At 44.6% G+C, this 25,088-nt stretch carries 16 protein-coding genes; 12 read left to right on the forward strand and 4 right to left on the reverse strand.

What is annotated here, in order from left to right; genetic code table 11:
* The first annotated feature begins 133 nt into the window (after positions 1-133).
* Together KI743_RS17785 and KI743_RS17790 are read left to right on the forward strand one after the other, a co-directional pair.
* Positions 134-1,975 carry a hypothetical protein gene (locus KI743_RS17785; protein WP_285467508.1) on the forward strand — a complete coding sequence of 614 codons (1,842 nt, stop codon included), beginning with the start codon at positions 134-136 and terminating at the stop codon, positions 1,973-1,975.
* A complete protein-coding gene (locus KI743_RS17790; protein WP_285467509.1) occupies positions 1,975-5,418 on the forward strand; it encodes a hypothetical protein in 3,444 nt (1,147 codons plus the stop codon). The genes KI743_RS17785 and KI743_RS17790 overlap by 1 nt, the downstream gene beginning before the upstream one ends.
* A 482-nt stretch (positions 5,419-5,900) precedes the next feature.
* On the opposite strand, the gene KI743_RS17795 is transcribed toward KI743_RS17790, so the two are convergent.
* Positions 5,901-7,214, reverse strand: a complete 1,314-nt coding sequence (locus KI743_RS17795) for an aspartate aminotransferase family protein (RefSeq protein WP_285467510.1) — start codon at positions 7,212-7,214, stop codon at positions 5,901-5,903.
* Positions 7,215-7,317: 103 nt separating this feature from the next.
* The gene (locus KI743_RS17800; RefSeq protein ID WP_285467511.1) at positions 7,318-8,205 is read right to left on the reverse strand and encodes a LysR family transcriptional regulator; all 888 of its coding nucleotides are present in this window, start codon (positions 8,203-8,205) and stop codon (positions 7,318-7,320) included.
* Positions 8,206-8,400: 195 nt separating this feature from the next.
* On the opposite strand from KI743_RS17800, the gene glaH reads away from it, so the two are divergent.
* Together glaH and lhgO are read left to right on the forward strand one after the other, a co-directional pair.
* Positions 8,401-9,360, forward strand: coding sequence for a glutarate dioxygenase GlaH (gene glaH / locus KI743_RS17805; protein WP_285467512.1), 960 nt, complete (start codon positions 8,401-8,403; stop codon positions 9,358-9,360).
* A 116-nt stretch (positions 9,361-9,476) separates the two neighbouring features.
* Positions 9,477-10,751, forward strand: coding sequence for an L-2-hydroxyglutarate oxidase (gene lhgO, locus KI743_RS17810; RefSeq protein ID WP_285467513.1), 1,275 nt, complete (start codon positions 9,477-9,479; stop codon positions 10,749-10,751).
* 97 nt (positions 10,752-10,848) lie between these two features.
* Here the strand turns inward: lhgO and KI743_RS17815 are convergent, their stop codons facing one another.
* Positions 10,849-11,793 (reverse strand): LysR family transcriptional regulator, encoded by a 945-nt coding sequence (locus KI743_RS17815; protein WP_032548901.1) that lies wholly within the window; start codon positions 11,791-11,793, stop codon positions 10,849-10,851.
* Positions 11,794-11,946: 153 nt separating this feature from the next.
* Between KI743_RS17815 and KI743_RS17820 the strand changes: the two genes are divergently transcribed.
* The 5 genes from KI743_RS17820 to KI743_RS17840 all read left to right on the forward strand — a co-directional run bounded on the left by KI743_RS17820 (position 11,947) and on the right by KI743_RS17840 (position 17,210).
* Positions 11,947-13,392 carry an NAD-dependent succinate-semialdehyde dehydrogenase gene (locus KI743_RS17820; RefSeq protein WP_285467514.1) on the forward strand — a complete coding sequence of 482 codons (1,446 nt, stop codon included), beginning with the start codon at positions 11,947-11,949 and terminating at the stop codon, positions 13,390-13,392.
* Between the two features lie 346 nt (positions 13,393-13,738).
* A complete protein-coding gene (locus tag KI743_RS17825; protein WP_285467515.1) occupies positions 13,739-14,773 on the forward strand; it encodes a TRAP transporter substrate-binding protein in 1,035 nt (344 codons plus the stop codon).
* A 112-nt stretch (positions 14,774-14,885) separates the two neighbouring features.
* Positions 14,886-15,464, forward strand: coding sequence for a TRAP transporter small permease subunit (locus KI743_RS17830; RefSeq protein WP_285467516.1), 579 nt, complete (start codon positions 14,886-14,888; stop codon positions 15,462-15,464).
* Positions 15,461-16,783 (forward strand): TRAP transporter large permease subunit, encoded by a 1,323-nt coding sequence (locus KI743_RS17835; RefSeq protein WP_152468789.1) that lies wholly within the window; start codon positions 15,461-15,463, stop codon positions 16,781-16,783. The genes KI743_RS17830 and KI743_RS17835 overlap by 4 nt, the downstream gene beginning before the upstream one ends.
* 1 nt (position 16,784) lies before the next feature.
* Positions 16,785-17,210: a universal stress protein gene (locus KI743_RS17840; protein ID WP_032548907.1), complete on the forward strand. Its 426-nt coding sequence runs from the start codon at positions 16,785-16,787 to the stop codon at positions 17,208-17,210.
* Between the two features lie 89 nt (positions 17,211-17,299).
* On the opposite strand, the gene KI743_RS17845 is transcribed toward KI743_RS17840, so the two are convergent.
* Entirely contained in the window at positions 17,300-18,859 is a 1,560-nt protein-coding gene (locus tag KI743_RS17845; protein ID WP_285467517.1) for an EAL domain-containing protein, read from the reverse strand.
* A 572-nt stretch (positions 18,860-19,431) separates the two neighbouring features.
* Here KI743_RS17845 and KI743_RS17850 point away from each other — a divergent pair.
* The 3 genes from KI743_RS17850 (at position 19,432) to KI743_RS17860 (ending at position 25,048) form a co-directional block, all read left to right on the forward strand.
* Entirely contained in the window at positions 19,432-21,624 is a 2,193-nt protein-coding gene (locus KI743_RS17850) for an immunoglobulin-like domain-containing protein (protein WP_285467519.1), read from the forward strand.
* A gap of 287 nt (positions 21,625-21,911) precedes the next feature.
* Positions 21,912-22,832, forward strand: a complete 921-nt coding sequence (locus tag KI743_RS17855) for a LysR family transcriptional regulator (protein WP_285467522.1) — start codon at positions 21,912-21,914, stop codon at positions 22,830-22,832.
* A 191-nt stretch (positions 22,833-23,023) separates the two neighbouring features.
* Complete coding sequence (locus tag KI743_RS17860; RefSeq protein ID WP_285467524.1) at positions 23,024-25,048, forward strand: TonB-dependent receptor domain-containing protein; 2,025 nt, start codon at positions 23,024-23,026, stop codon at positions 25,046-25,048.
* The last annotated feature ends 40 nt before the right edge of the window (positions 25,049-25,088 follow it).

Consider the following 25,088-nt stretch of genomic DNA (forward strand, 5'->3'; position numbering starts at 1 on the left):
TGATCAAAAAATGCTTACGTTCTTGTCCTGCTCAATTACCCATCTCCTAGTTAGTGTAATTAACTGTAATTGGCATATGGCGCTCTACATAATAATCTTTCAGAAAGATGGAAAAATAAACAGGAGTACAACAATGACGGATAGTATACCTAATAAGAGCCTTGCCAGTTATCAAATGGTGATATTTCTGGCGATGCAAACCATCAATGACCAGTTTAAAAAGATGGCAAAAATGCCTGTTAAACCCGGTTCATCGCAACATGTATTGCGCACTGAGTTTGGCTACTGGCAAACTGAGGACGACAGTAAAGTTTACGACCGTCAGGTGGTGGCATCGAAAACTGAATATGAAGATGCACTCAATAGTTTTAAGCCATCTATTGAGGATAATGAACCTGTTTTCATGAAAGGCTTTTTTGGGACGATTGAGGTGCCATTTATTGAACCTGTCAGTGAAAAGGATGGGACAGTCAATCTCACCATCGTGTTCAAAAAAGCAGAATACAACTCCAAATTTAAGTCTATCAAAAGTAACAGTATTGACGGTATGAAAATCCTGTTTGAAGTCAATCCGAGTCTGGTGCCGACGCGCAAAACTGAAAAGACGGAATACATTTCTCAGGAAGCCAAAGACGCCGTTGATGCTGAAGTGCGGCGTTTACAAGATGCGACAGAAGAAGAAGGCGATCCATTAACGGACGAGGATTTTACTGTTCAGACCCTATTTTTGGATCTGGAAAACATCGACTACATCAATGACACCTCGGTGGTTCCAGCCAATGACGATCAAAAAGAAATTTCAGGTTTTATGCAATCCATGATGAGTTCTTATGTGCATTTGTCTGCCAAAGATGGCATCAACCCTTATGTTTTAGGCTACACCGTAGTAGTGCCAAAACTGGCAACAAGAGACAAAGCCGTCTTGCAGCCCACAGCCATGTCTTACTCGGTCTCTTATGCGGCAAATGACGCTGTTACTGGCGCAGATCTGCGACGTTCATCTGTTAACTACCTGATGGACACAGACAAAGAAAAAATCAGCTCGGATAAGGGCCGACTGGATGGCAGCTTGATAACGGCCGAGGATGCCAAAGACGGTTACTCGGTATTTGCCATTGATGGAGGGCTTTACAACTCGGCAGTTATTAACCCGTTACTGGCACAGCTCACTGGCATCATCAACAACGTTTTTAACGGCATTAAAGATAAAAATACTGGGGATACCCAACAGATCCTTGGCGGGCCTTCACAATCTTCAGGAAAGTCTCTGACGGTAGAAAATACGCAGAATTATTCGACGCCAAATGTCAGTCTTCAGCAACTCATCAATGAAGGCTACACCTACAGCGAGAGAAAAATAGTGGGCGAGGCCAGTTCCAGCTCCTTTAACCCCCGCTCTGGTGCCAGTACCGGCTCTGGTATGGAGGTCACTATGCACTACCGACCTCGGCTTACCCTGTCATTTGACGAGCACGGCATGAATTTATTCCTGCATTTTCAGGTAAAAAACAAATATTACTCACACGATGGCGTGGTCTTATTTTGGGATACCGGCAAGCGCAATGGCGATGCCGCAAACTATCGCACCGGCAAAATGCCTTCCAGTCAGAACCCAGAGTGTCAGGTGTTGCGTATTCGTTTGTCTCCCGATTCTAATGGGGGATTTAAAGCGTGCACAAAAGTGCTGGGAGAGAACGTTTTTGGCATCATCAAAAACGAAAAAAAGGTGGTTCAGGATGGCAATAAGCTGATTAACTCGGTGGGATTTTATAACAGCATCAAACCCGATGAAATTCTTGCTGAGATAGAGAAAAACATTATTCCAGCCGTGACTGGCCCTCGTATTATTTTGCCTTTGAGCAATGTCTATTCATATGTAGGAATGAACTTTGACGCCCCTGATTCGGCTTCAGACAGAGATTCTGTTGTAGCGGTACAGGCATCTTATGATCCTGAATACCAGGGAGACAAATAATGACTGCGTTAATTTCAATTCAACACGGTGCAGAACTGACTCGCAACTACGCTACACTGAAGTCAATTAAGGCTGGAAACGATCTGGTGGCAGCACTGGACCACAAAAAGTTGCCCATCGTATTTGCCATTGGTGAAGACAATATATTTCGGGCAATCGTGCAGCCTGAATCCCATCTTGAGCGAGAAAATCGCAATGCGCCCTGGGAAAGCTGGGAGCTGTTTAAAGGCGAAGTTCGTCATTTTGCTCAGTATCAAAAAAATGATGATGCTCAAATCAGACTGCTGCTGGTGGCTGTCGATAAAGATGAACAAGGCAATGAAACAGGGGAAAGAATGTTTTACTCTGAGTTGCTGGGTAATGATCTCAGAGGCGCCCTCAACAAGGGGGCTATCACCTGGACGGAGCAGCCACTGCCGGAAAATTTGGGGCGTATTAATCGTCTGCGTTGTGGTGAATACCATGCAGCTTTTTCCACAGAAGGTGAGCAGGCTTACTACTACACGCTAAGGTTGGGTGATAGCCCAGTGCAAAATGCCATTCCTGCGAATTCTGAGAAAATACATGACTTTCAGGTGGGGCAGTACCTGGGAGATGCCGGTTTCTTCCTGTTGTATCAGTCAGCTGCGGATGCGCAAACCTTGCTGTTTTCTCCAAGTGGATCGTTAACAGGGGAGAACAACTCGCGTTTTTCTGTATCAAAAGATACCCGCTCTATCGTTTTACTACCTGGCAGTGAAGATTCAAATTATGTGGTTTCTGGTGGGCGAGAAGTGACCCTCCACTATGACGAATTCTATCGTGATACTCTCATAGAAGCACGAGACGACAGTACTTTTACGCAGCTCACTACATCGCGTTCTGGTGAGGGAATATCACTGTTTGCCTTGGAATACGATGCACTCGATCATAGCCGGTTAGTGTACCTTACCAATCAATATTATGAATCGGAGCTGGGCACTTATAAAACCCAATGGACGCCAGACATTCCCCTGATGAAGGGCGTACGTCAGTTTTCCTGTGTAAAAAGCTCACAGTTAGAAAACCACCTGGTGGTGGTGGATGAGCGCGAACAGCTAATCCACTTCTTTCTGGATCCCACGTCGGGGCTTTGGAACGAGCAATATATTCGCGTTGCCGAACCACAGAAAATTGTTGAACAGTCTTCCTATATCACCCGCATGAGTGTCTATGACGACAACGGAAATCTGCTGCCCAATCAGGAGTGTTTTTTAACATCCGAGCGCACCATACAGGCTGAGGTCAATGGCGTAAGCCACATTTTGGGACCAGATCAGCCCAAAGCTGCTATGACTGATATGACAGGGGCGGTGACGGTTATTTTCCCCTGTGAATATCTGGATACACCTTTGATAAAAGTGGGTCTCAGCGCAGATAAAATAAGCCATGTTTTCGATCCCGCCCATACCGCAATGGAAACCCTGAGTCAGGTGAATGGCGCTTCAGGTTTCAAGGACGCCCGTACCGGTGATGACTTGCCTTTATGGGACAATGGAGAACAACCCTCAGACAGTAATTTGAATCAGGCCAGCTTGATATTTAAACAGATGGTGAGTAATCGCAGCGAGTTGATTGCTGATCAGCGGCAAGGTATCACGGGGATCATGAAGAGTGCGGAAGAAGGCATTCAGGACCAAAACTGGGGAGCGAAATTTGTCGGTGACGACATCAAATACCTCAACAGTGATGAAGCCGATGACGAGTTGCATCACGATGGCGGTTTTCATCCGTTTAAGTGGGCAGGTCATGTTATTGGCTCCATTTTCAGAGCCGTGAAAAATGCCTTTGTCACAGTGCGCTCTTTTGTCGCCAAAGTTAAGCGTAAGATCCTGACATTTGTGATCAAAATTGGCGCGTCCTTGGTGAAATTTGTGATCAAAACTGTAGAGGAAATCTTTCCTTTTATGACCTACGTGTTTGATGCCATTAAGCTTGTGTTTGACAAAGTGGTAGGTTGGCTCGGAAGTTTGCTGGGGGTTGATGACATTTGGCACACCCATAAACGGATCGCGACCTCAACACGAAATGGTGTGCAACAACAAATCCAGTATTTTGAAGCCCAGGCAGAAAAGTGGGAAAAGTATGTCGAAAAGGAGCTGAATGTGTTGGAAGACAAACTCCTGGCATTGCGTGGCGATGACGCCCCAGACCTGGAGGAACCTCGCAATAACCTGCTTGGCAGTGTTATGCGGCTGTTTAACAATCCCATTGTTAACTTTGGTTTGTACAACCTGCTGCACACGGGGGGGGCCAGCGCCCTTCGCAATGTCGAAGCCGATGGGTTTCCGGCGTTGGAGACCTACCTCGACGATAAAGAATCACTAGCAAAGAAATTGATTGTGCTTCTCAACGATCAGACTCAGGCGGTGCTTGACGGATTGCTGCACCCAACGCGCTTCCTCAAAGATCTGATGCGCATTATCGCTGATCTGGGCATTGCTATTATGGAAACCGTTAAATCCATGTTTGCCGGAATGGCGAGAATGTTGGTTGAAGGATTGAAACATATTCAAAACCTGTTGGATAAAAAAGTTGAGGTGCCATTTTTTACGATCTTTTATCAATTTATCGGTGGTTTGTATGAATCGGACAAAGTCGATACACCGAAACTATTGGACGTATTAGCGTTTATCACGGCAGTGCCAGTGTCTATTTCCTATCGGATCTTTACCTTTAAAAAGTTCTATAAGAACGTGCCTGACTGGTTTGGAAGTAAGGATATGTATGAGGACGTGTTTGCACCTGCTAATCCTGATGATTTGTTGCTGCCAACAAAGACAACGGGAGTCTTATCTGGAACCATGGATGAACCGTTATCTGGACCTATAGCTGAACGCAATCTGGTACGAGCAAGCGGCGGTAATCTCTTGCACTCTTATGCTGAATGGGGAGGCCTGATTGCTGCGAATAATTCTATCTTCATGCTGATCCTCGGGAAAACCGAGTTAGCCGACGAGCCAAAATGGAATGCTGCGAGCAAGATAGTGGGTATCATGGGGGCTTCTGTCAGCTTCCCGGTGATGAGTGGTGACAGTGCCGGTTGTCACAGTGTTCGAGAAGCGGCTTACATTCAAAGACTTATTTCGTATATCACCAGTAGCATAGACTTGTTAGCATTTCAGCCCTGGCATGAAGGTGACTATCAACGAGATGGATGGCGAAAATTGGGATATAGGAGTCGGTTAAGTGCTGCTGTCTCCGTCATTGTAATGGGGCTGACTATCGCGGCGGATGCCACTGAGAAAACCGACTGGAATGTTTGGGTCGCCGATACGACATCAACGGCTGGAGATACCCTTAGTGCCATGGGAGATGTCTTCAAAATAGAAAATCCCTACTATGTCGGTACAACCCTGGGTATTCAGTTTGTCGGAGCAGGTTTCGCATTTGGCAGTGCGATTGCCGCAACGCAGAGTTCATAGGAGTTAAACTGACTGGACTTGCCCGGTTGCGTGTCAAGGTGACCTGACCGGGTACTGTCTTTTCCAGGTAAAAATCACAGAATTAATAGGAATTAATCGGACCCCCACCATAAATTGATGAATCATAATTTGTTGCTTATTTTTAAAATTAACGTCTATCAGTAGGTTGCAAACCATGACTAGGGCACGCAAGCAGCAGGTAAATTTACAAGATATTAAGTATTACCATTGCATTTCACGCTGTGTGCGCCGTGCATATTTTTGTGGTGAAGACACACATACTGGCAAGTCATACGAGCATCGCAGGCAATGAGGAGTTTATTCAATCAGGTTTTCAATCTTAGGTACAAGATAAGCACACAAAGAATTTGGACATAGTAGGGGTCGGCGATTCGAGTTCGCCCGGACCCACCAAATTTTCATACTTTGGTATGGCAAAAAGCCCGCAGTTATGCGGGCTTTTTTGTATCTGAAAATCAGTCCTAAGCAAACTCTTTGGCTACATCAGAGAGAGTTTCGACGATGATATCAATGTGCTCTTTTTCGATGATCAGTGGTGGGGAAAGGGCGATGGTATTACCCATGCTACGAACCATGACGCCTTTGTCGTAGCAGCGCTTAAGGATATCAAAGCCGATTGGTTTACCGTGAGACGCTTCTGCGAACTGTACCGCACCAATTAATCCATAGTTGCGGATATCGATAATGTTTCCTGTTCCTTGTAATGAATGCAGCCCTTGCTCGAAGTACTGGCCAATCTCGCCTTTTGCTCGGGTAAGTAATCCCTCTTTTTCATAGATATCCAGAGTCGCCAGTCCAGCAGCACAGGCAACAGGGTGCCCTGAATAGGTATAGCCATGGAAAAACTCGACCGTGCCTTCAGGTGCACTGTTTACCACGGTGTTGTAGATGTGTTCGCTAGAGAAAACCGCGCCTAGTGGAACAACGCCACTACTGATCCCTTTTGCTGAAGTAATCAGATCGGGTACAACATCAAACTCTTCGGCGGCAAAGGCAGAGCCTAAGCGTCCCCAGCCAGTGATGACTTCATCAAAAATCAGTACCACATCATGACGCGTACAGATTTCACGTAGACGTCGTAAATAGCCTTTAGGTGGCAGGATAACGCCGCCGGCGCCTGAGATAGGCTCAACAATAACTGCAGCAATAGAGTCAGCGCCATGAAACTGGATAAGACGCTCTAATTGTTCGGCTTTCTCTACGCCATTATCCGGTAAGCCTTTGCTAAATGCGTTACGTTCGATGTCGAGCGTATGGTCGAGGTGGTCGGTCGCAAGTAGTGGACCAAAACCCTTACGATTAGGTGTTAAACCGCCTACGGATATTCCTCCAAAGTTAACCCCGTGATAGCCGAGTTCACGGCCAATCAGTTTATATTTACCAGTGTTACCTTTGGCTTGCTGATAAGCCAATGCAATTTTAAGTGCACTTTCAACGGCTTCGGATCCTGAATTGGTGAAGAACACTTTATTTAAACCCGGTGGTGTGTGTTTGATAAGACGTTCTGCAAACTCGAAACCGATATCATGCCCAAAATTGAACGGTGAACTGTAATCTAGCTCTGCGACCTGCTTTGCCATCGCTTCACCAATAGAGTTACGACCGTGGCCTGCATTCACACACCAAAGGCCAGCAGTTGCATCAAGCAGTTTGATGTTTCTATCAGAGTAGCAATACATACCCTCAGCGCGATTAATGATTCGAGGGTTGGCCTTGAAGTCGCGGTTTGCAGTGAACGGCATCCAGAATGCGTCGTAATTTACTTTTTTTTCCATGGTCGACATGCTCTGTGTTTGAAAATGTAGCGAGAATGTTATCCACGGCAAAACACCAATAAAATCACTCCGAATAAATATAAAGATTTATCGTCATCAAACTTTAGTCGTGTTGTTGGTCGCGCAATGTGCCTTGTAAGAAGCTGACGAATGCCTTTGCGGCCGTTGAGAGGTAGTGGCTCGATTTCCAACCAATCCCTAACTGTAATGGGATAGGGGGATCAAATGGAATGGCTTTCAGCTGCGGATCGTTAGCGACCAAAATTGGTAAGCAAGTACCAATGCCTATCTGCCGGCGGACCATAGATTTAAGCAGTTCTGGTAGGTTGGTCTCAAAGTGAATGTTGGGCTGGACTTTGTTTTGTTGGCAGTAGGTGTTGATCGTTTCACGCAAAAAATAGCCATTTTTAAACATTACCAATGGCTGCTTGCAAAACTCTTCTAAAGTGATGCTATTTCTTAATGCGAAGTCATGATTAGCGGGAACACAGGCCGCAATTTGGTCTTGAGCCAACAGTGTATGGCGAATCTGCTCGTGTTCGCGGTCACCTCTTATCAGCGCTAGGTCGAGTTCGCCATTAACAAGCATTTGCGCCAATGTCGCTGTACCAGCTTCGTGGACATTAATTTGAATTCCGGGATATGACTTTTTGAATTGCTCCAACGCGTCTGGAAGGTAGTAAGAAGCAAGCATTGCCGGCGCACCGAAATTAATCACTCCACTGGTTAATCCTTTCAACTCTTGTAGCTCTTTTTCAGCTTGTTCAACGTCTTCCAAGATGATTTTGGTGTGACGAAGCAGCACTTGCCCTTCGGCGGTCAGGCTCATTTGTCGCTCGGTTCGATTAATCAGTTTGAGCTCCAATTGTTGTTCGAGCTTCTTGATACTGGTACTGAGAGCAGACTGTGCAATCCCAAGTTGATCGGCGGCTTTGGTAAAGTTTCCAGTCTTTGCCAACTGGCTGAAATAGTAGAGACGTTTCAAATCCATTTTTATTGCCATCTATTTTGTATATGGAAACTATATCTACCATATATTGTTAATATAATCTCGCTGTCGTTATAGTTTTGTTAACTCAAGGCGTGGCTGATATCTAATGCTCAACATTGCTCAGTCATTCAACGTTTTAACAACAAAATATTATGAAAAAGCCGCTCAGCGGCACAGTCAAAAGGAAGTGAAACAATGAATATCGCGACGGTTTTTAGTGAAAACGTACAAGAAAAAAGTGGATTTATTATCTCGCAGCACCCAGAAAACTCACGTCTACAAGTCGTGACATTAGCGAAAGCAACGCTGGATAAGTTTTCTGAGCTCACGCAAGATTACAATCTTCAATCATTAGAATATAAAGCTTTTCTTCGTTTCGCTGTGGCCGATGCTCTTGATAAGGCGTGTGACTACCAGCTTGGTAAATTTCTCGTGGCAACCATGGAAGACAGGGAAACAGGCGCTTTTTTGTTAGAACCTGATGCGGAAGCGAAAGCGGCATTTGACGACAGTGATGAGCAACGTGACTTCTTTGTTATTTTGTCGACCGCAATATCTCATTTGATTGGGATTCCTAACTTCGATGCGATGTATGGTAAGTATTACGCGCGCTTCACCGTTAAAAATGATGACAATAGTGATAGTTATCTACGTCAGGCACATCGACGTATGGAACTTCACAATGATGGGACTTACGTTCAAGAGCGTACCGATTTCGTATTGATGATGAAGATGGATGAAAAGAATATGCAGATGGGCGACTCGTTATTGTTGCACGTTGATGATTGGCAAGATTTAGAGCGTTTCTATCATCATCCAATGGCGAAGCAAGATATTGTGTGGGGTGCACCGCCAAGTAAGAATGTCGGTTACACAGTAGATCACCCTGTGTTCTTTGAAGAGGATAAAAATGGCAAGCCTCATATGTTGTTCATCGACCAGTTTGCACAGCCGAAAAACATGCAGCAAGGCCTTTACCTTCACCAAATGAGTGAATCTCTAGAAAGCGATACTAACTGTTTTAATGTCCGTGTGAACGTCGGCAGTATGTTGGTGGTACAAAATCATTGCTGGCTGCATGGCCGCGATAAGTTTGTGGCAGACCCAGGCCTTAAGCGTGAGCTACTGCGTCAGCGTGGGCACTTTACTCGCTAGTTTTCGAACAATGATGATCAATAAGCGACTTGAACGACAGTAATGCGTTAAGTCGCTTAACTATAATAAAAATAGAGAAAGTAAATAAAAACGAAAAGAGTGAAGGAGCACCAGTCTTGGAAAAAGTGTATGACTACGTCGTAATCGGCGGTGGCATAGTCGGGGTATCGACGGCTTGGCAATTACAAAGCCACTTCCCAGATAAATCGATTTTGTTGATAGAAAAAGAATCGGGCTTTTCGCATCATCAAACAGGTCATAACAGCGGCGTTATTCATGCTGGCGTTTACTACGCGCCGGGCAGCTTGAAAGCGGAATTTTGCAAAGCGGGTGTGGAAGCGACGACGACGTTTTGTGCAAAGCACGACATCCCTGTTGAAAACTGTGGCAAATTGCTGGTGGCAACGTCTAAACAAGAAGTTGAGCGCATGCACGCGTTATATTTGCGTTGCCACGAAAATGGTTTGGATGTTGAGCTAATTGATGAACAGGAATTAAAGCGTCGTGAGCCAAACATTGTGGGCTTAGGCGCCATTGCGGTGTCTACGACGAGCATTGTTAATTATCGCCTTGTGACCGAGAAAATGGCTGAAGAGTTTGTCTCTGCTGGTGGCACAGTATCACTAAACACCGAAGTGACGGGATTGAATGAATCGCCAGATCGCATTGTCGTAACGGCTAATATCAACCAACAAGCGACATCTTATGCTGGCAACTTTTTGGTGGTTTGCTCAGGTCTAATGGCGGATCGTTTAACACGTATGATGGGCATTGAAACTGATTTCCAAATTGTTCCTTATCGCGGTGAATACTATCGATTACCAGAAAAATACAATGATATTGTGAATCATCTTATCTACCCAATTCCAGATCCCGACCTACCGTTCTTAGGCGTGCATTTGACTCGAATGATTGATGGTTCAGTCACTGTTGGGCCAAACGCTGTGCAAGGATGGAAAAGAGAAGGGTACGGGAAGATCAATTTTAGCGTTCGCGACGTGATGGATATGGTGCGTTTCCCGGGATTTTGGAAGGTTACCGCGAAGCACCTAAAGACGGGCTTAATTGAAACCAAGAACTCGTGGCGGAAGCCTGGTTACTTAAAGCTAGTAAACAAATATTGCCCTCAAATCCAAGTGGAAGATCTGGAACCATATCCTGCAGGTATTCGTGCTCAAGCGGTACTTAAAGACGGTACATTGGTGCACGACTTTTTGTTTGCTGAAAGCGAGCGAAGCCTTCATGTCTGTAATGCACCATCTCCTGCAGCAACATCTGCAATACCGATTGGCGGTTATATCTGTGACAAGATCATTGAAAAGCAGCAAATAGAGATAAGTTCAGATTCACTAGCTCAACAAGATAATAAAACAGCGTCAGAAGTGGCTTAAGTCGAACATAGAGTTTAACTCGTCATGTTCGTATCAATAAAAATGCCTGGGCAGCAATGCTCAGGCATTTTCATTTTCCGCCATTATTCATTTTCCGTTATATAGCTAACTCAGTAGCTTGCTTACGATAATAGTCTCGCATTGTTTTGGTAAAAAGTGAGCGTACTTTATTGAGCCCGGATGTTTTCTTGGTGATCGCCATGATTTCCAAATTGTAATAACGGCGGTCGGGGGCGATAGCAACAAGCTCACCAGACTCGACATAAGGCTGTGCATATTGTTCAGGTAAATAGCCAATAAAGCGAGAAGACAACAGCAGCGCCATACGAGATTCGTAGTTATAGGCGGTGGCTTTTAGATTCATATTGGCCAAGTGCCCATTAATGCGCTCTTGGGTTTTGATTCCAGCATAAACCACTGGAAAGCCGTCGATCACCTCATCAGTCAGTTCATGATCATCGAGTTGCGCCAACGGGTTATTATTACTGGCATACAGATAACAAATATCCGTGTAGATATGCTCATACTCTAATCCATCAAGCGCTCTGTGGTAGGGGATAAAGCCAATGTCTGCTTCTTCCTGCATTACCATTCTTTCGATCTCTGTCATTCTTGCGACTTCAGCCGTCAGATAAACCTCTTGCGCTAGTTTTGAAAACTTACGAATGACGGTAGGAATGCTAGCGCGTTTGTCTAGGCTTATCGTGTCACTAAATAGCACCGTCAAACTTCCCGATAACTGAATATCTAAATGATTGATTGTGTTTCGAAAGTCCTCTAGCTCTCCGAGTAATTTAACCGTTGCCTCATAGACAACAACACCTTCTTCCGTTAGTGCGAACCCTGCGCGGCCACGTCTACACAGAATGAGGTTGAGTCGAGATTCTAAGTTAGAGATATGAATACTGATCGTTGAACGGCTGATGTTGAGTTCTGTTTCGGCGGCAGAAAAGCCACCGCAATCGGCGACGACCTTAAATATCTTTAACTGCTTTATTTCGTAGTCACCAATTTGACCGACAGGCGAAGGATTCTTTGTCATTGTTTTAGGCTCATAAAACTTCATGTTTAAAGGAGAACATTTATCCCGATTAAGCGTTTGTTATTATTTTGTTATGTAAGTGGCTGATTATGCGTCAAACAAATTCAAGAATCTTTGAAGTTGTAGGAATTTATAAAATTAGGGACTGAAGTGATGAAACAATTAGATTTAGTAGTATCCCAATGCCTCATTAATGGCGAATGGGTAGAGTCAATTGATGGCAAACAATTTGAGGTTGTGAACCCAACGACAGGTGAAGTGATAACGCACGTGCCGGATATGGGGCAGCAAGAAGCGACAACCGCCGTGTTAGCCGCCCATGATGCATTTTTAGAATGGAAAAAAACAACCGCAAAGCATCGAGCGGGATTGTTGAGAAAATGGTTTGACCTCATTGTCGAGAATGCGGATTCACTGGCTCGACTACTTACATCAGAGCAAGGTAAACCTTATAAAGAAGCCTACGGCGAAGTGATGTATGGAGCCTCATTTCTTGAGTGGTTTGGTGAGGAAGCTAAGCGAGTCTATGGCGATATTATTCCATCTGCGAACCCTAACACACGCTACATGACAATTAAGCAACCTATCGGTGTGGTTACGGCGGTGACACCTTGGAACTTTCCAATCGCAATGATCGCTCGCAAAGTTGGGCCTGCGTTGGCTGCAGGGTGCACTGTGGTGGTTAAGCCAGGAGAAGATACCCCGTTGTGTACGCTGGCGATGGCGAAACTTGCCGAACAGGCCGGTATTCCTAAAGGTGTGCTAAATATTGTAACTACGTCCACACCTGCAAGTGTTGGTGAGGTGCTTTGTCAGCATCCTTTGGTTCGAAAAATCTCATTCACCGGTTCAACGCCTGTTGGCAAACATATACTTCGCCAAGCTGCGGATACAGTCAAAAAAGTCTCCCTTGAGCTGGGTGGCAACGCGCCATTTATTGTGTTTGAAGACGCGGACATTGAAAAAGCAGTTCAAGGTGCGTTGATTTCGAAATATCGAAATGCTGGCCAAACCTGCGTATGTACTAACCGTTTGTATATTCATGATTCGGTCTATGACCAATTTGTTGAGCTTTATACTCAAGCCGTGCGTGGCTTGGTGATTGGCGATGGCCTCTCTGATGGCACTGATATTGGCCCTCTGATTAATCAAAAAGCGGTTGATAAGGTGCATGGTTTAGTCGAGCAAGCGATTGAACAGGGGGCAACTCTTGTATTAGGAGGAAGCGTATCTAAGGTGGGTGGTCAGTTCTATCAACCTACTATTCTGACCAACGTCACTGAAAAGATGGACATCGCACACCAAGAGTTATTTGGCCCAGTCTCGACCATTTTCCGTTTTCGTGATGAAGAGGAAGTTATCCAGCGAGCGAACGACACACCTTATGGCTTAGCCGCTTATTTCTACACACAGAATCAAAGTCGAGTGTGGCGCGTTAGTGAAGCACTTGAGTACGGAATTGTAGGGACAAATGAGGGGATCATATCGACAGAAGTTGCCCCATTTGGCGGTGTTAAGGAATCTGGGAGTGGGCGTGAAGGCTCAAAGTATGGCATTGATGACTACTTGGAGATCAAATATCTATGTCAGGGCATCTAGTCGTCAGTTTATGACCTCTCAGCGTTTTGTTTGAAACATGCCTTTCATCTTATTGCAGTAACGAGAAACTTATTTCGATACCTCGCATGAAGCAGCACTCGATGTGCTGCTTTTTTTCGTTCTGCATCCCGGAAATTGTTGAATGACGAGTCCCCGTTTTTTGCATAGTCACGTATTAAAACTGCAAAGGTTTGAGATTTATAAAACTTTAGGTGGATAAATATGAATTTAATGAATGTAAACAAATTGTAATTATTGTTCACAAGGTGACAACGAGGAAATGAAGCGTCACCCAGCACTGTTTTGGAATAACTAGAACAGCGAGATCATATCAAGGAGATTATTCATGTTTAAAACCTTAGGCAAACTACGCAAAAGAAGTGTAACTAAACTCGTTGCTGGATATGCATTGGCTATTTCTAGCACATTTTTTACTGCGTCTCAGGCCTTTGCGGCAGAGCATAACTGGCGATTTGTGAACCTATACTCTCGCGGTACCGCTTATGGTGAAGTGTATAAGAGCTTTGCTGAAAACATTGAAACCATGTCTAACGGGCGTATTGCCGTTCAAGTGATGTATGCCGGTGAAGGCGTTGGTCAGACTGGCGTTTTGGGTTCGGTTAAATCTGGTTTAATGACAATGGGCGCACCTTTCCAACCGATGCATGCGGGAGAGTTCCCTGCAGGCGTGGTTGAAGTGGGTTTGCCAGGTATGACTGATGATGTCGGTGAGCTGAGTGCGCTATTCCACGAGAAAGGTTGGGGTGAAGTACTTGAAGAAGCTTACGACAAGCAGAACTTGGTATGGCTGGAACCGTACATTCAGCTACCGGTTTATGTGCTGACCAAAGAGCCAATTAACTCTGTGGAAGATTTTAAAGGCCTTAAGATTCGTGCGCCAGGCGCTTACGGAAAGTTCCTGCGTAATCTAGGTGCTTCACCGGCCTCACTGTCTTGGAGTGAAATTTACACCAGTCTGGCTACGGGTGTTATTGATGGGTCAATAGGCAGTAACTTGATTGACCATAGAGACGGAAACCACGTCGAAGTGGCGAAGTACATGTACCGCTTGCCAATCGCTGGTGCGCAGGCCCTTCCTATTGTTGTGAACAAAAGCGCGTGGAACAAGCTACCTGAAGATCTTCAAGCCATTGTTCGTGCAGCAAGCTCAGTTCACGCTCGTGAGCAGATGACAAAATCCCGCTTATGGGAGTCTCAAGCGATTGCTGATATGGAGTCAAAAGGCATGAAGTGGAGCCCAGAACCGAGTATTGAAGATATCGCTAAATGGAATGGTGCTGCTGGCTCTTTATGGAGCGAATATGCTGACGCTGACAAATACAGCCAACGCCTAATCAAAATTGTACAAAACAACGAATAAAAATTTGGCTTATCACTGATTTCAAATCATAGGGTAGATGTCGAATTATCAGTGAAATTGTCAATTTAGGGGGCTTGCCCCCTTTTCCTATTTGCTGCTAGGGATGAAGGTTATGTTTACTAAGGTGTTAACTGCTTATTGTTTGGGCATTAATCGGGTTGTGTATTGGGTTGGCGTGTCAGCATCGGTGTTGATGCCAATCCTTGCAGCCACTGTCGCCTTTGAGGTGTTTTCTCGATATGTATTAGGTGAGCCCACGATATGGGCATACGACGTATCACTGTTTTTATTTGGTTACATTGCCGCTCTGGGGGGGGCATTAGCGCAGCAGAACAAAGCGCATATTAATGTTGATGTTCTTTATCTGTCAGTGTCTACAAGAGTTCGTTCAGTGTTCAATCTGTTTTCCTACTCGTTGGCGATTTTCTTCCTTTGTGTCGTGATGATGATGGCATTTGGTAAGTTTGAAGAGGCGCTGGAGTTTAACTACCGACGCCAGTCTGAATGGGCCCCATCAATGGCGCATTTTTGGGTGATGATGATGTGTGCGAGCGCGGTGTTCATCGCTCAATTTACTAGTGACATGGTGCAAGACATCTATTTCGTTATCACAGGCAAAGACCTGATTGAACGAGAAGTAGAAAGTATCGAACAGTCACAAGAATTAATTGAGCAGGCGGGGGATGCATGAGTATTGAGGTATTAACGCTGCTTCTTATCGGCTGTATTTTATTTAGCTTTGCATTAGGTGCACCAGTTGGTCTCGCACTTGGTGGCATCGCTATGGGAATGGGTTATCTGACCTGGGGAGAGGGCATATTTAATTTAGTGCCAACCACGATAGAGAGTAACTTCTTTAGCTTTATTTTGTTGGCTATCCCGCTCTATATCTATATGGGACAACTGCTTACACGCTCCGGTATCGGGGATGCGATGTTTAACGCGAGTCAGATGGTGATCGGGCGTATCCGTGGCTCATTGGCGATCAGCGTCATTGGTGTCTGTTCCATGATTGGTGCTATGGTGGGCATCATCGGGGCAGGGATTATGACATCGGGAAGCATCGCGCTCAAACCGATGTTAGAACGTGGTTATGATAAACGTCTCGCCCTAGGTGTGATTATGGCAGGCGGTGGATTGGGAATCCTAATACCACCGAGTATCCCGATGATCATGTACGCGGCCACAACCCAGAACTCCGTGGGGCGCATGTTCTTAGCTGCGATCATTCCAGCTTTGATTTCCATAACCTTGCTAATCGCTTATGTGGTTATCAGCTGTAAGTTCAATCCGAAGAAAGCCCCTTTAGGTACGGGCGCTGAAAGCTCAATGACGGGCAAAGAGAAAATAAGAACTGCTCGTGACGGCATGTTTTCGCTGTTACTCATTGTGGCTGTGTTGGGCAGTATTATCACAGGTATCGCGACTCCGACGGAGTCTGGGGCTATTGGTGTTGTTGGTGCGATTCTTTTGGCTATTGTTTTTAAGCGCTTTCGCTTTGAAATGTTCAAATCTTCTGGTTTTGAAACAGCGATGTTGGTCAGCGTATCGATGTGGATCATTTTAGGTGCTTCTTTGTTTAGCAACTTCCACATGCTGAGTGGCGTGCAAAACATGGTCGCTCAAATCACGCAAGATCTCGGTTTGCCCCCATTAGGCGTGATTATCCTTCTGCAAGTCATCATGTTGTTGCTCGGTTTTATCATCGACGAACTGATCATCGTATTGATGTGCGCACCGCTGTTCACGCCAATAGTGGTATCGCTCGGTTATGATCCTATTTGGTTTGGAATTTTGATGATTCTAAACATCGAGATAGCAGTGCAAACACCCCCTTATGGCTTTGCGTTGTTTTATCTAAAAGGTATTGCTCCGCCGGGTGTCAGTATGATGGATATCTATCGCTCCATTTTGCCGTTCATTTTGCTGAAATTATGCGTCTTAATAGCCTGTATGTTGTTTCCTGAAATGGTGATGTGGCTACCTAACAAGGTTATGGGAGCAAATTGATATGAGTCTGAACAGAATTTTAATGCCTGTTGATCTTGCCTATCCAGAAGTGGTCAAAAGGGAAGTCGAGATGGCACTCAAACTGATCTCAGAAAATGGTGTGATTGATATGCTTTATGTGGATGACGCGCGAGTGCATCACAGTATGGTTCCGACGGTAAGTGGGGCGACATTTTCGGATAAACACCTAAGCGTTTTTGACAGTGTACAAACAATGTTGGAAGAGTTGGTGCCAAGACCACACCGCGGTAAAAGCATCATACGTAATGGGATTGTCTTTGACGAAGTGGTTATTCAAGCGAAACAGTCGAATGCTGACGCGATTGTGATGGCATCTGCCAAACCAAAATTTCGCTCTTATCTACTGGGTTCTAATGCAGCGAAGGTTGTTCGCCACGCCCATTGCTCGGTGTTTGTTGTGCGCTGATTGGCTGCAACGGATCCATACAATAACGCCTGCTATCTTTGACTTATTCAAGACCAAGATAGCAGGCGTTTTATGTTTAAGGGACATATCTAAGAAGGAAGCAACTTAAATCCTTCATATCGAATCAGATCTTGCTGCTTCAATATTTCCAGAGCCAGTTTCTTTGGCATTGGTTTGTAGTAATAGAAGCCCTGGATGTATTTTACGCCCAACCCTGCGAGTGTTTGGACTTGCGATTCGTTCTCCACACCCTCAACGATAACTTCCATTCCAAGTGAGTCGGCCAGTTGAAGCATAGACTCAAGAATAGGAACTCCTAAGCTCGACGAATCTGAGATGTTTTTTACAAACACACGGTCAATTTTAAGGACGCTAAAGGGGAACTGACGTACAAAGTCTAACCCCGCATAACCAGTGCCGAAGTCGTCGATTGCGATTTCTACGCCAGCTTCCGCCAGTTTGTTTAAGTTGGTTCGGATCGTCACCATGTCTTTTTCGAGGCACTCACCATCTTCAGTGACTTCAAAGATAAGTTTATTTAACGACTCAGGATTTTTACGAAATAGCCTAAGAACACTGTCGGCGAACTCTGGGTTTGAGACGACATTGCGGCTGATGTTGACGCTAATGTATCTATTCTCAAATAGAGAGCTGTTTGTTTTTAATGTGCTTAACACTTCTTCAAGCACAAAGTAGGTGAGATCTTCGATTAACCCTAGGCTTTCTGCGAGCGGGATGAAAATCGCAGGCGAGACACTGCCTTCGACTGGGTCATTCCATCGTAGGAGTGACTCGCAACCAACAACCTGTGAAGTGCGCTGATCAACAATAGGCTGAAGGTGAACATGTAAGTGTTTGTTTTTAAGTGCATTAGACAGTGAATACTCAAGGCCTCTCCGTTCTTGGTTTCTGTGCTTAATGTTCTGCGCAACGATGGTCGCGACACCCGCACAAAGAAAACCAAACCAAGAGTACTTAAGAAGGAAGTTGAGGTAATAGCCATAACCAGCATAAGAGATGACGGCTAGTGGATAAGTGTCAGACTCTATTTTTAAAGCTTTAATGTATGAAACTGGCTCGAGCGCAGAGATGTCTCGATGAATGACTTCAACCTTTGAATTCAGCCCGTATTGGGACAGATGATCTTCGACAATGTCAGAAATGTAATGCGGTGGGATTAATAGGCTGACACCTTCTTGGCTTACGTGATCTTTGAAGATCAGCATAATGGCTTTCGACTGAGAAATAGCAGAGTTGGTATAAGAAAGTGTTGTTAGATTCGGGTCATTGTTTATGCGGTTGCTGATGGTTTGATATAAAGGAAACCAAACGTCGCCTTCGGTTGTGGAGCAATAAAAGTAGTCTCGATCATTATATATCGCCGCTTCTTTTACCCAGTCCGTGTGAAATACAGCTTGCCTAAGCTCTCGCACAAATGCTTTACACGGAAGGCTAGCATTTTGCGTGGTTATAAAAGAATCGAACTGCGCCTTTATCTCATCTAATTTGGCTTCTGCGAGTACTACCGACTTCTCGCTCACATTCTTGTAGTGAAAGGGTGTGATGGGCAGAAGCATAGCCATAGAACAACAAAAAGAAGCAATGAAATGGAGTGAGGTCTTGGCAATGCTCTGGTACTTGATGGTCATAGTATATGGGACACTTACTCGGCGAGTTGAATATGTATTTTAATTTATAAAATCAATATCAATTGAAACAGGATGAGTTATCAATAATGTGAATGAAACCATAACTTTGTGAATTCTTATTCATTAATTTCGGCGGGCACTTTACATATTTTAAATTAGCGATTCCTTAATTGGTTTAATATTGTACAATGTGTGGCAAATCAATATGCATATTGTTGTTTATCTGGTGGTGAGGGGCTTTTGCATCGCATAACGGTGGTGTAGCTAGGGAGTGGAGGGGCTGACGATTTTCCTCGATGCGTATTTTATTAGGCTTTATTAATATATTTAATCTAAATGATCCTCCATCAAATAATTCCCATTGGTTATTTAAATGAGTAAAAAAGACGGGTAAATAATTCAGATTAGTCAAAAGTAAGATTATATTTTTTCTTTATCTGTGAGTTAAAATCACAACTTATATAAATGATACTCTTTTTATAAAAAATACATTATTAGTCTGTTTTTATTCATGCATAAAATCATTGTTAGGCGCTGTGATAGGCACAGTTATTCAACGAGGATTGATGTTTATGATGAAACGAACAGCACTACAACTCGCAATTTCAGTGGGTATCGTCGCACTACCGGGAATGGCAAATGCGAGCAGTACTCCAATGACCAACCCTAATAGCGGTGTGGTAGTAGGATATTGGCACAACTGGTGCGATGGAACTGGTTACAAGGGAGGCAACGCGCCTTGTGTCACTTTAGATGCGGTAAACCCGATGTACAACATTGTGAACGTCTCTTTTATGAAGGTTTATGATGTTGCAGAAGGCCGCATTCCTACTTTTAAGCTCGATCCAACTATTGGCCTTTCAGAGCAGCAGTTCATTAACCAAATATCAGAGCTTAATCAGCAAGGGCGTTCAGTACTTATCGCACTTGGTGGTGCTGATGCTCATATTGAACTTAAGACGGGAGACGAGACCGCGTTTGCCGAAGAGATCATTCGTCTTACTGAAAAATACGGTTTTGATGGTTTAGATATCGATTTAGAGCAAGCGGCTGTAACGGCTGCGGATAACCAAACCGTTATTCCGACAGCATTAAGACTGGTAAAAGATCATTACCGAGAGCAGGGCAAAAACTTCCTAATTACCATGGCACCTGAATTTCCATACCTGACTGCTGGTGGTAAATACGTCCCATATATCGATAACCTTGAAGGTTACTATGACTGGATTAACCCTCAATTCTACAACCAAGGTGGTGACGGTATTTGGGTCGAGGGTGTAGGTTGGATTGCTCAGAATAACGATGAATTGAAAGAAGAATTTATCTACTACATCTCCGATTCATTGAGCAACGGCACGCGTGGTTTTCATAAAATCCCTCACAACAAGTTAGTGTTTGGTATTCCATCTAACATTGACGCTGCGGCTACTGGTTACGTACAAGAACCACAAGATCTGTATTCAGCGTTTGAACAGTTATCAGAACAGGGTCAGCCATTGCGTGGCGTTATGACTTGGTCTGTGAACTGGGACATGGGCATTAACGCGCAAGGGCAAGAGTACAACGAAACCTTTATTAATGACTATGGCCCATTTATCCATGGCCAAGTGACCCCACCTCCGGGTAACGACGGTGAGCCAATCCTTAAAGGCGTTGGGAATACTCGAGTGCTACATAGAAGCGCTTTTGATGAGTTAGAGGGTGTCTCCGCGCATGATAAAGAGGACGGGGATTTAACGTCTTCAATCGTAGTCGAAGGTTACGTCGATACTGCTTCAATTGGCACTTACGTACTTACTTACAAGGTATCCGATAGCGATGATAACCAAACGACCCAAGCACGAAGCGTAGAGGTCTATAGCCAAAAGCCAGTGTTGAGTGGCGTAGAGAATACAACGGTAATGCTAGGCGACGATTTTGATGCATTGGAAGGTGTTACGGCCAACGATGCGGAAGACGGTGACTTAACAGCATCAATACAAGTCACTGGGCAAGTGGATGTAAATACTATCGGTACGTATTCCTTAGTTTATAAAGTGTCTGACAGTGCCGCTCAAATCGTTGAAGCGACACGTGCTGTGACAGTGACTGATGGAGCAACCTGTGCAAACCCTTGGGATGCAAATAGTGTATATGTTGAAGGCGACAAAGTCTCTCACGATGGACACCCATGGAAAGCGGGCTGGTGGACTCGAGGTGAAGAACCGGGCACTACGGGCGAGTGGGGTGTATGGAGCAAAGATTCCGACGCTTCGTGTGGTGGTGAAACGCCCGATCCTGATGTCGACCCTACGCTGGGCGTAACGGGCTTAGCATCTTCATACGCATTAGATAATGGTCAAGTAACGTTGAACCTACAGTTAGTTAGCAACCAAGCGTTAACGGTTGATGTGAATGTTCGTAATGCTTCGAATCAAGTGGTTGAGCAGTTTCAGACTCAAGTTAATGGCCAATCTGCATTAACTATTGAACTACAAGATATTGAGGCAGGTACGTATCAACTACTACTTGAAGGCGTCGCTGAAGATGGCGAAATGGTTTCATCACAAAACAGCTTTGTTGTGACTGATGAGACGACAACACCACCGCCGGGAGAGTATCCTGACTATGTAGCAGGCACTGCGTATCAAGCAGGGGACCGAGTGATAGGCGCTGACAACGGCGTCTACGAATGTAAGCCTTGGCCATACACAGCGTGGTGTGCGAGCGCGTCTTACGCTCCGGGAGATAGCCTATATTGGGATGATGCTTGGATTAAGCTATGATGATTTAGTGTGTATAAACTACACTGTCTGAAATAAAGAGAGCGGCCTTCGTGGGCGCTCTTTTTGTTGATAGCGTTCAACAAAGTGAGAGCTAAAGAGGCATTGTTAAGCTGTTCGACGTATCCATTGTTACGGGGTACTTTATGTTCTTTGAATAGAACAAACATCACCCTATTAATACACCTTGTTACACTTTTAAATTTTGTTCTGCACTTAGAGCATTGAGTTCCTAGTTTGCTCGCTGCATTATTCTAATTCTGAATTTTCCATTTCTAAGTATCTATTTTATGAATCTGGCTCAAGTCGACCTCAACTTATTAGTTATCCTCAAGCACCTGTTAGAAGAAAAGCATGTTTCAAATACCGCATTAGCGCTGGACATGAGCCAACCGACGATCAGCCGTTCATTGCAAAAACTTCGCACAGTTTTCAATGATGACTTGTTGGTTCGCAGTACTTATGGGTATGAGCTAACACCAAAAGCTGAGTCGATTAAACAAGACTTAACATCGGTATTAGGTCGATTGGAAAAGCTTGTAGCAGGGGATGTGTTTGAGCCAAGTGATAGCGATGCGACTGTTCGTTTCTTTGGTTTGGTACCTCAGATCACTCATTTGATGCCAAAAGTGATGGCGGAGGTTCGTCGTCAGGCTCCGAACATGATTGTGGACATCGACTCAATTCCTAAACGCCACTTCGAGAGTTTGATCTCAGGAGACGTACATTTTGTTCTCTCGACTCATGAGCCGTCTAGCTCAGAGCAGAACCTGTATCGCACCTTTGTGACCAGTCGCGATTATCGCTTGTTGATGAGTAAAGACCACCCGCTAGCAGACAAAGAGATCACGGTTGATGACCTTCTGAATAGTCAGTTAGGACAGATCTCACTTCAAGGTGATAAAAAACTGTCGATTGAAAGTCGTTTTAAAGATCTTGGATTAATCGACAAGCAACGTAAGTTGTCGATTCCTGTCCAACTCTCTAATTTCAATGTCGCTCCTGATATCGCAGAAACCACGGATATCATATTTCACCTTCCAACTCCTTTTGCCCAGCAAGCTGCGAAGCAACGTGAACTTGTGTGTAAAAGGGTACCAAAGGCACTTCGTCATCCTTCAGAAGATGTTTATCTATACTGGCACAAACGTTTTCACAATGATCCTATGTGTCAATGGATCCGACGTATTTTCAAAGAGTTATACAACTAAGTATCACTTTGTGTACGATAATCAGCACTGATTTACAGGTAATAATTAATCAATAAATGGATATGGAAGATAATCTGTATTTGAAAAATAAATAGTCAGAATTACTAAAGGGGATGAAACTTTCATTGATGTAAATGGTAACCGAATGTCTAATGCAAACCATTATCACTTGCAAATAAAGACATCATACTATGACGGATCGTTCTCTTTTTTCTCCTAAGCCTTTAGCTATTGCCGTAGCATTTATCTGTTCTTCTGTTTCAACGGTTTCCTTTGCCAACGAAGATTCTACAGAAACTGATGAACAGATGGTTGTCACCGCAACTCGTACAGAAACCTCTCTAAAACAAGCGCCTGCTTCTATGTCGGTAATCACGGCAGAGGATATTGAGAATAACCCTGGTATCACGCTAGCAGACATCGTTGCGGACTCTACTAGTGTTGAGTCAGACTTTGACAGCACGCGAGCAGGTCGTCAGATGATCTCTATTCGTGGCATGGATTCGGATTACACTTTGATCATGGTAAATGGTCGACGTCTAAGTTCTGCAAGTGCAATCATTCGTGGTAACGACTTCGATCTTTCAACCATTCCAGCAGATTCAATTGAGCGTGTTGAGATCATTCGAGGTCCTATGTCGGCGTTGTACGGTTCTGACGGTATGGGTGGTACGATTAACATCATCACTAAAGCACCAGAGAATGATTGGAGCTCGACATTGAGCATGGATACATCATCGCCAATGGATGGTAATGGTGGGCAAGAACATTCTGTCGGTCTAACTACTTCAGGCGCATTGATTGACGATGAGTTGTTTGCTCGCTTCTCTGTAAACCAAACCAGCCGTGATGCGTGGCAGCCTTATTCTGGAACTCACAGTGCAGGACACGATCGAGAGGATGTAACTGCTCTAGAAGGCCGCGATACCCTGAGCTTACTGGCTACATTGACATGGCATGCAACGGACAACCAGACAATCGATTTAGATCTTGGTTACAGTGACGACGAACGTGACACCGCGGCAGAACATGCGACCGGCCTGAATGTTTCAAATTCCAATGTGAAACGTAACAACCAAGCAATTACACACAGCGGCTACTGGAGTTGGGGTGATACTAAAGTTCGCTACTCTCGTGAGAATGTCATTGATAAAAATGCTGCGGATGTTGGTAGTTCAACACGTGATGTAGAAGAGCTAACACAGATCTTTGAAGCATCGGCTACAAGCTATCTTGGTGACAACCATATTCTAACGGTAGGTGTTGACTACCAATTGAGTGAGCTAACAAACGAAGAAAATGTCACGGGTGCTCCAGCGGAAGCGTATCAAGGTGCTTTGTTCATTCAAGATCAATGGAACGTTACTGAACAACTAACTGCTACCTTGGGTGGTCGTTTAGACAAGCACGAAAAATACGGTGAAGAATTCAGCCCCCGAGTCTATTTAGTTCATCAAACAACAGATGACTTAGTGATTAAGGGTGGTGTAGGTAAAGCATTCAAAGCGCCAACTCTGACTCAGAACCACGTTGGTTATACTGTTGCGAGTTGTAAAGGTTGGTGTGACATTGTCGGCAATGAAGATTTAAACCCAGAGACGAGCTGGAACTATGAACTAGCAGCGCTTTATAGCCAGCCTCGTTGGAACATCGAAGGTGCATTGTTCCGAAATGAAATCCAAGACTTGATCGACCGTGGTGACACAGAGTGTCTATCCGGCGGAACATGGGGTGGTAACGGTGTAGGTTGTGTTGATAATGGTGGTAATTTCGTAAGTAACGGAACCCGCACCTATGTCAACGTATCAGAAGCTGTTATCCAAGGTGTTGAACTGGCTGGTGGATTCCAAATTTCAGAACAATGGGATGTATCAGGTAACTATACATACCTAGACACAGAAGACAAATCAACGGGCGAAGAGTTACTTGAACGTTACAAGCATTCGAGCTTGGTAAAACTGAACTGGAGCCCAACTTACGACCTAACGGCATTTGTCAGTGCGAGATATCGTGGTGAACGCCAGATTGAAACGGATTTGACTCAAGACGCATACACCACGCTGAATATCGGTACTGTATACAACGTGAATGACTCGGTTCGCATTCGAGCTGGTATCACTAACTTAACTGATGAAGCAGTTTCTCAAGAACTTGAGAATATGGGTTATGTTGAAGAACCGCGTACTTACTATGTTGGCATGACGGCAGACTTCTAAGATCTAAAGTTACCTTCCAATAAAAACGCAGGTCAAAATG

The sequence above is a fragment of the Vibrio sp. D420a genome (genome assembly GCF_030248625.1).
Lineage (GTDB): Bacteria > Pseudomonadota > Gammaproteobacteria > Enterobacterales > Vibrionaceae > Vibrio > Vibrio fortis_A.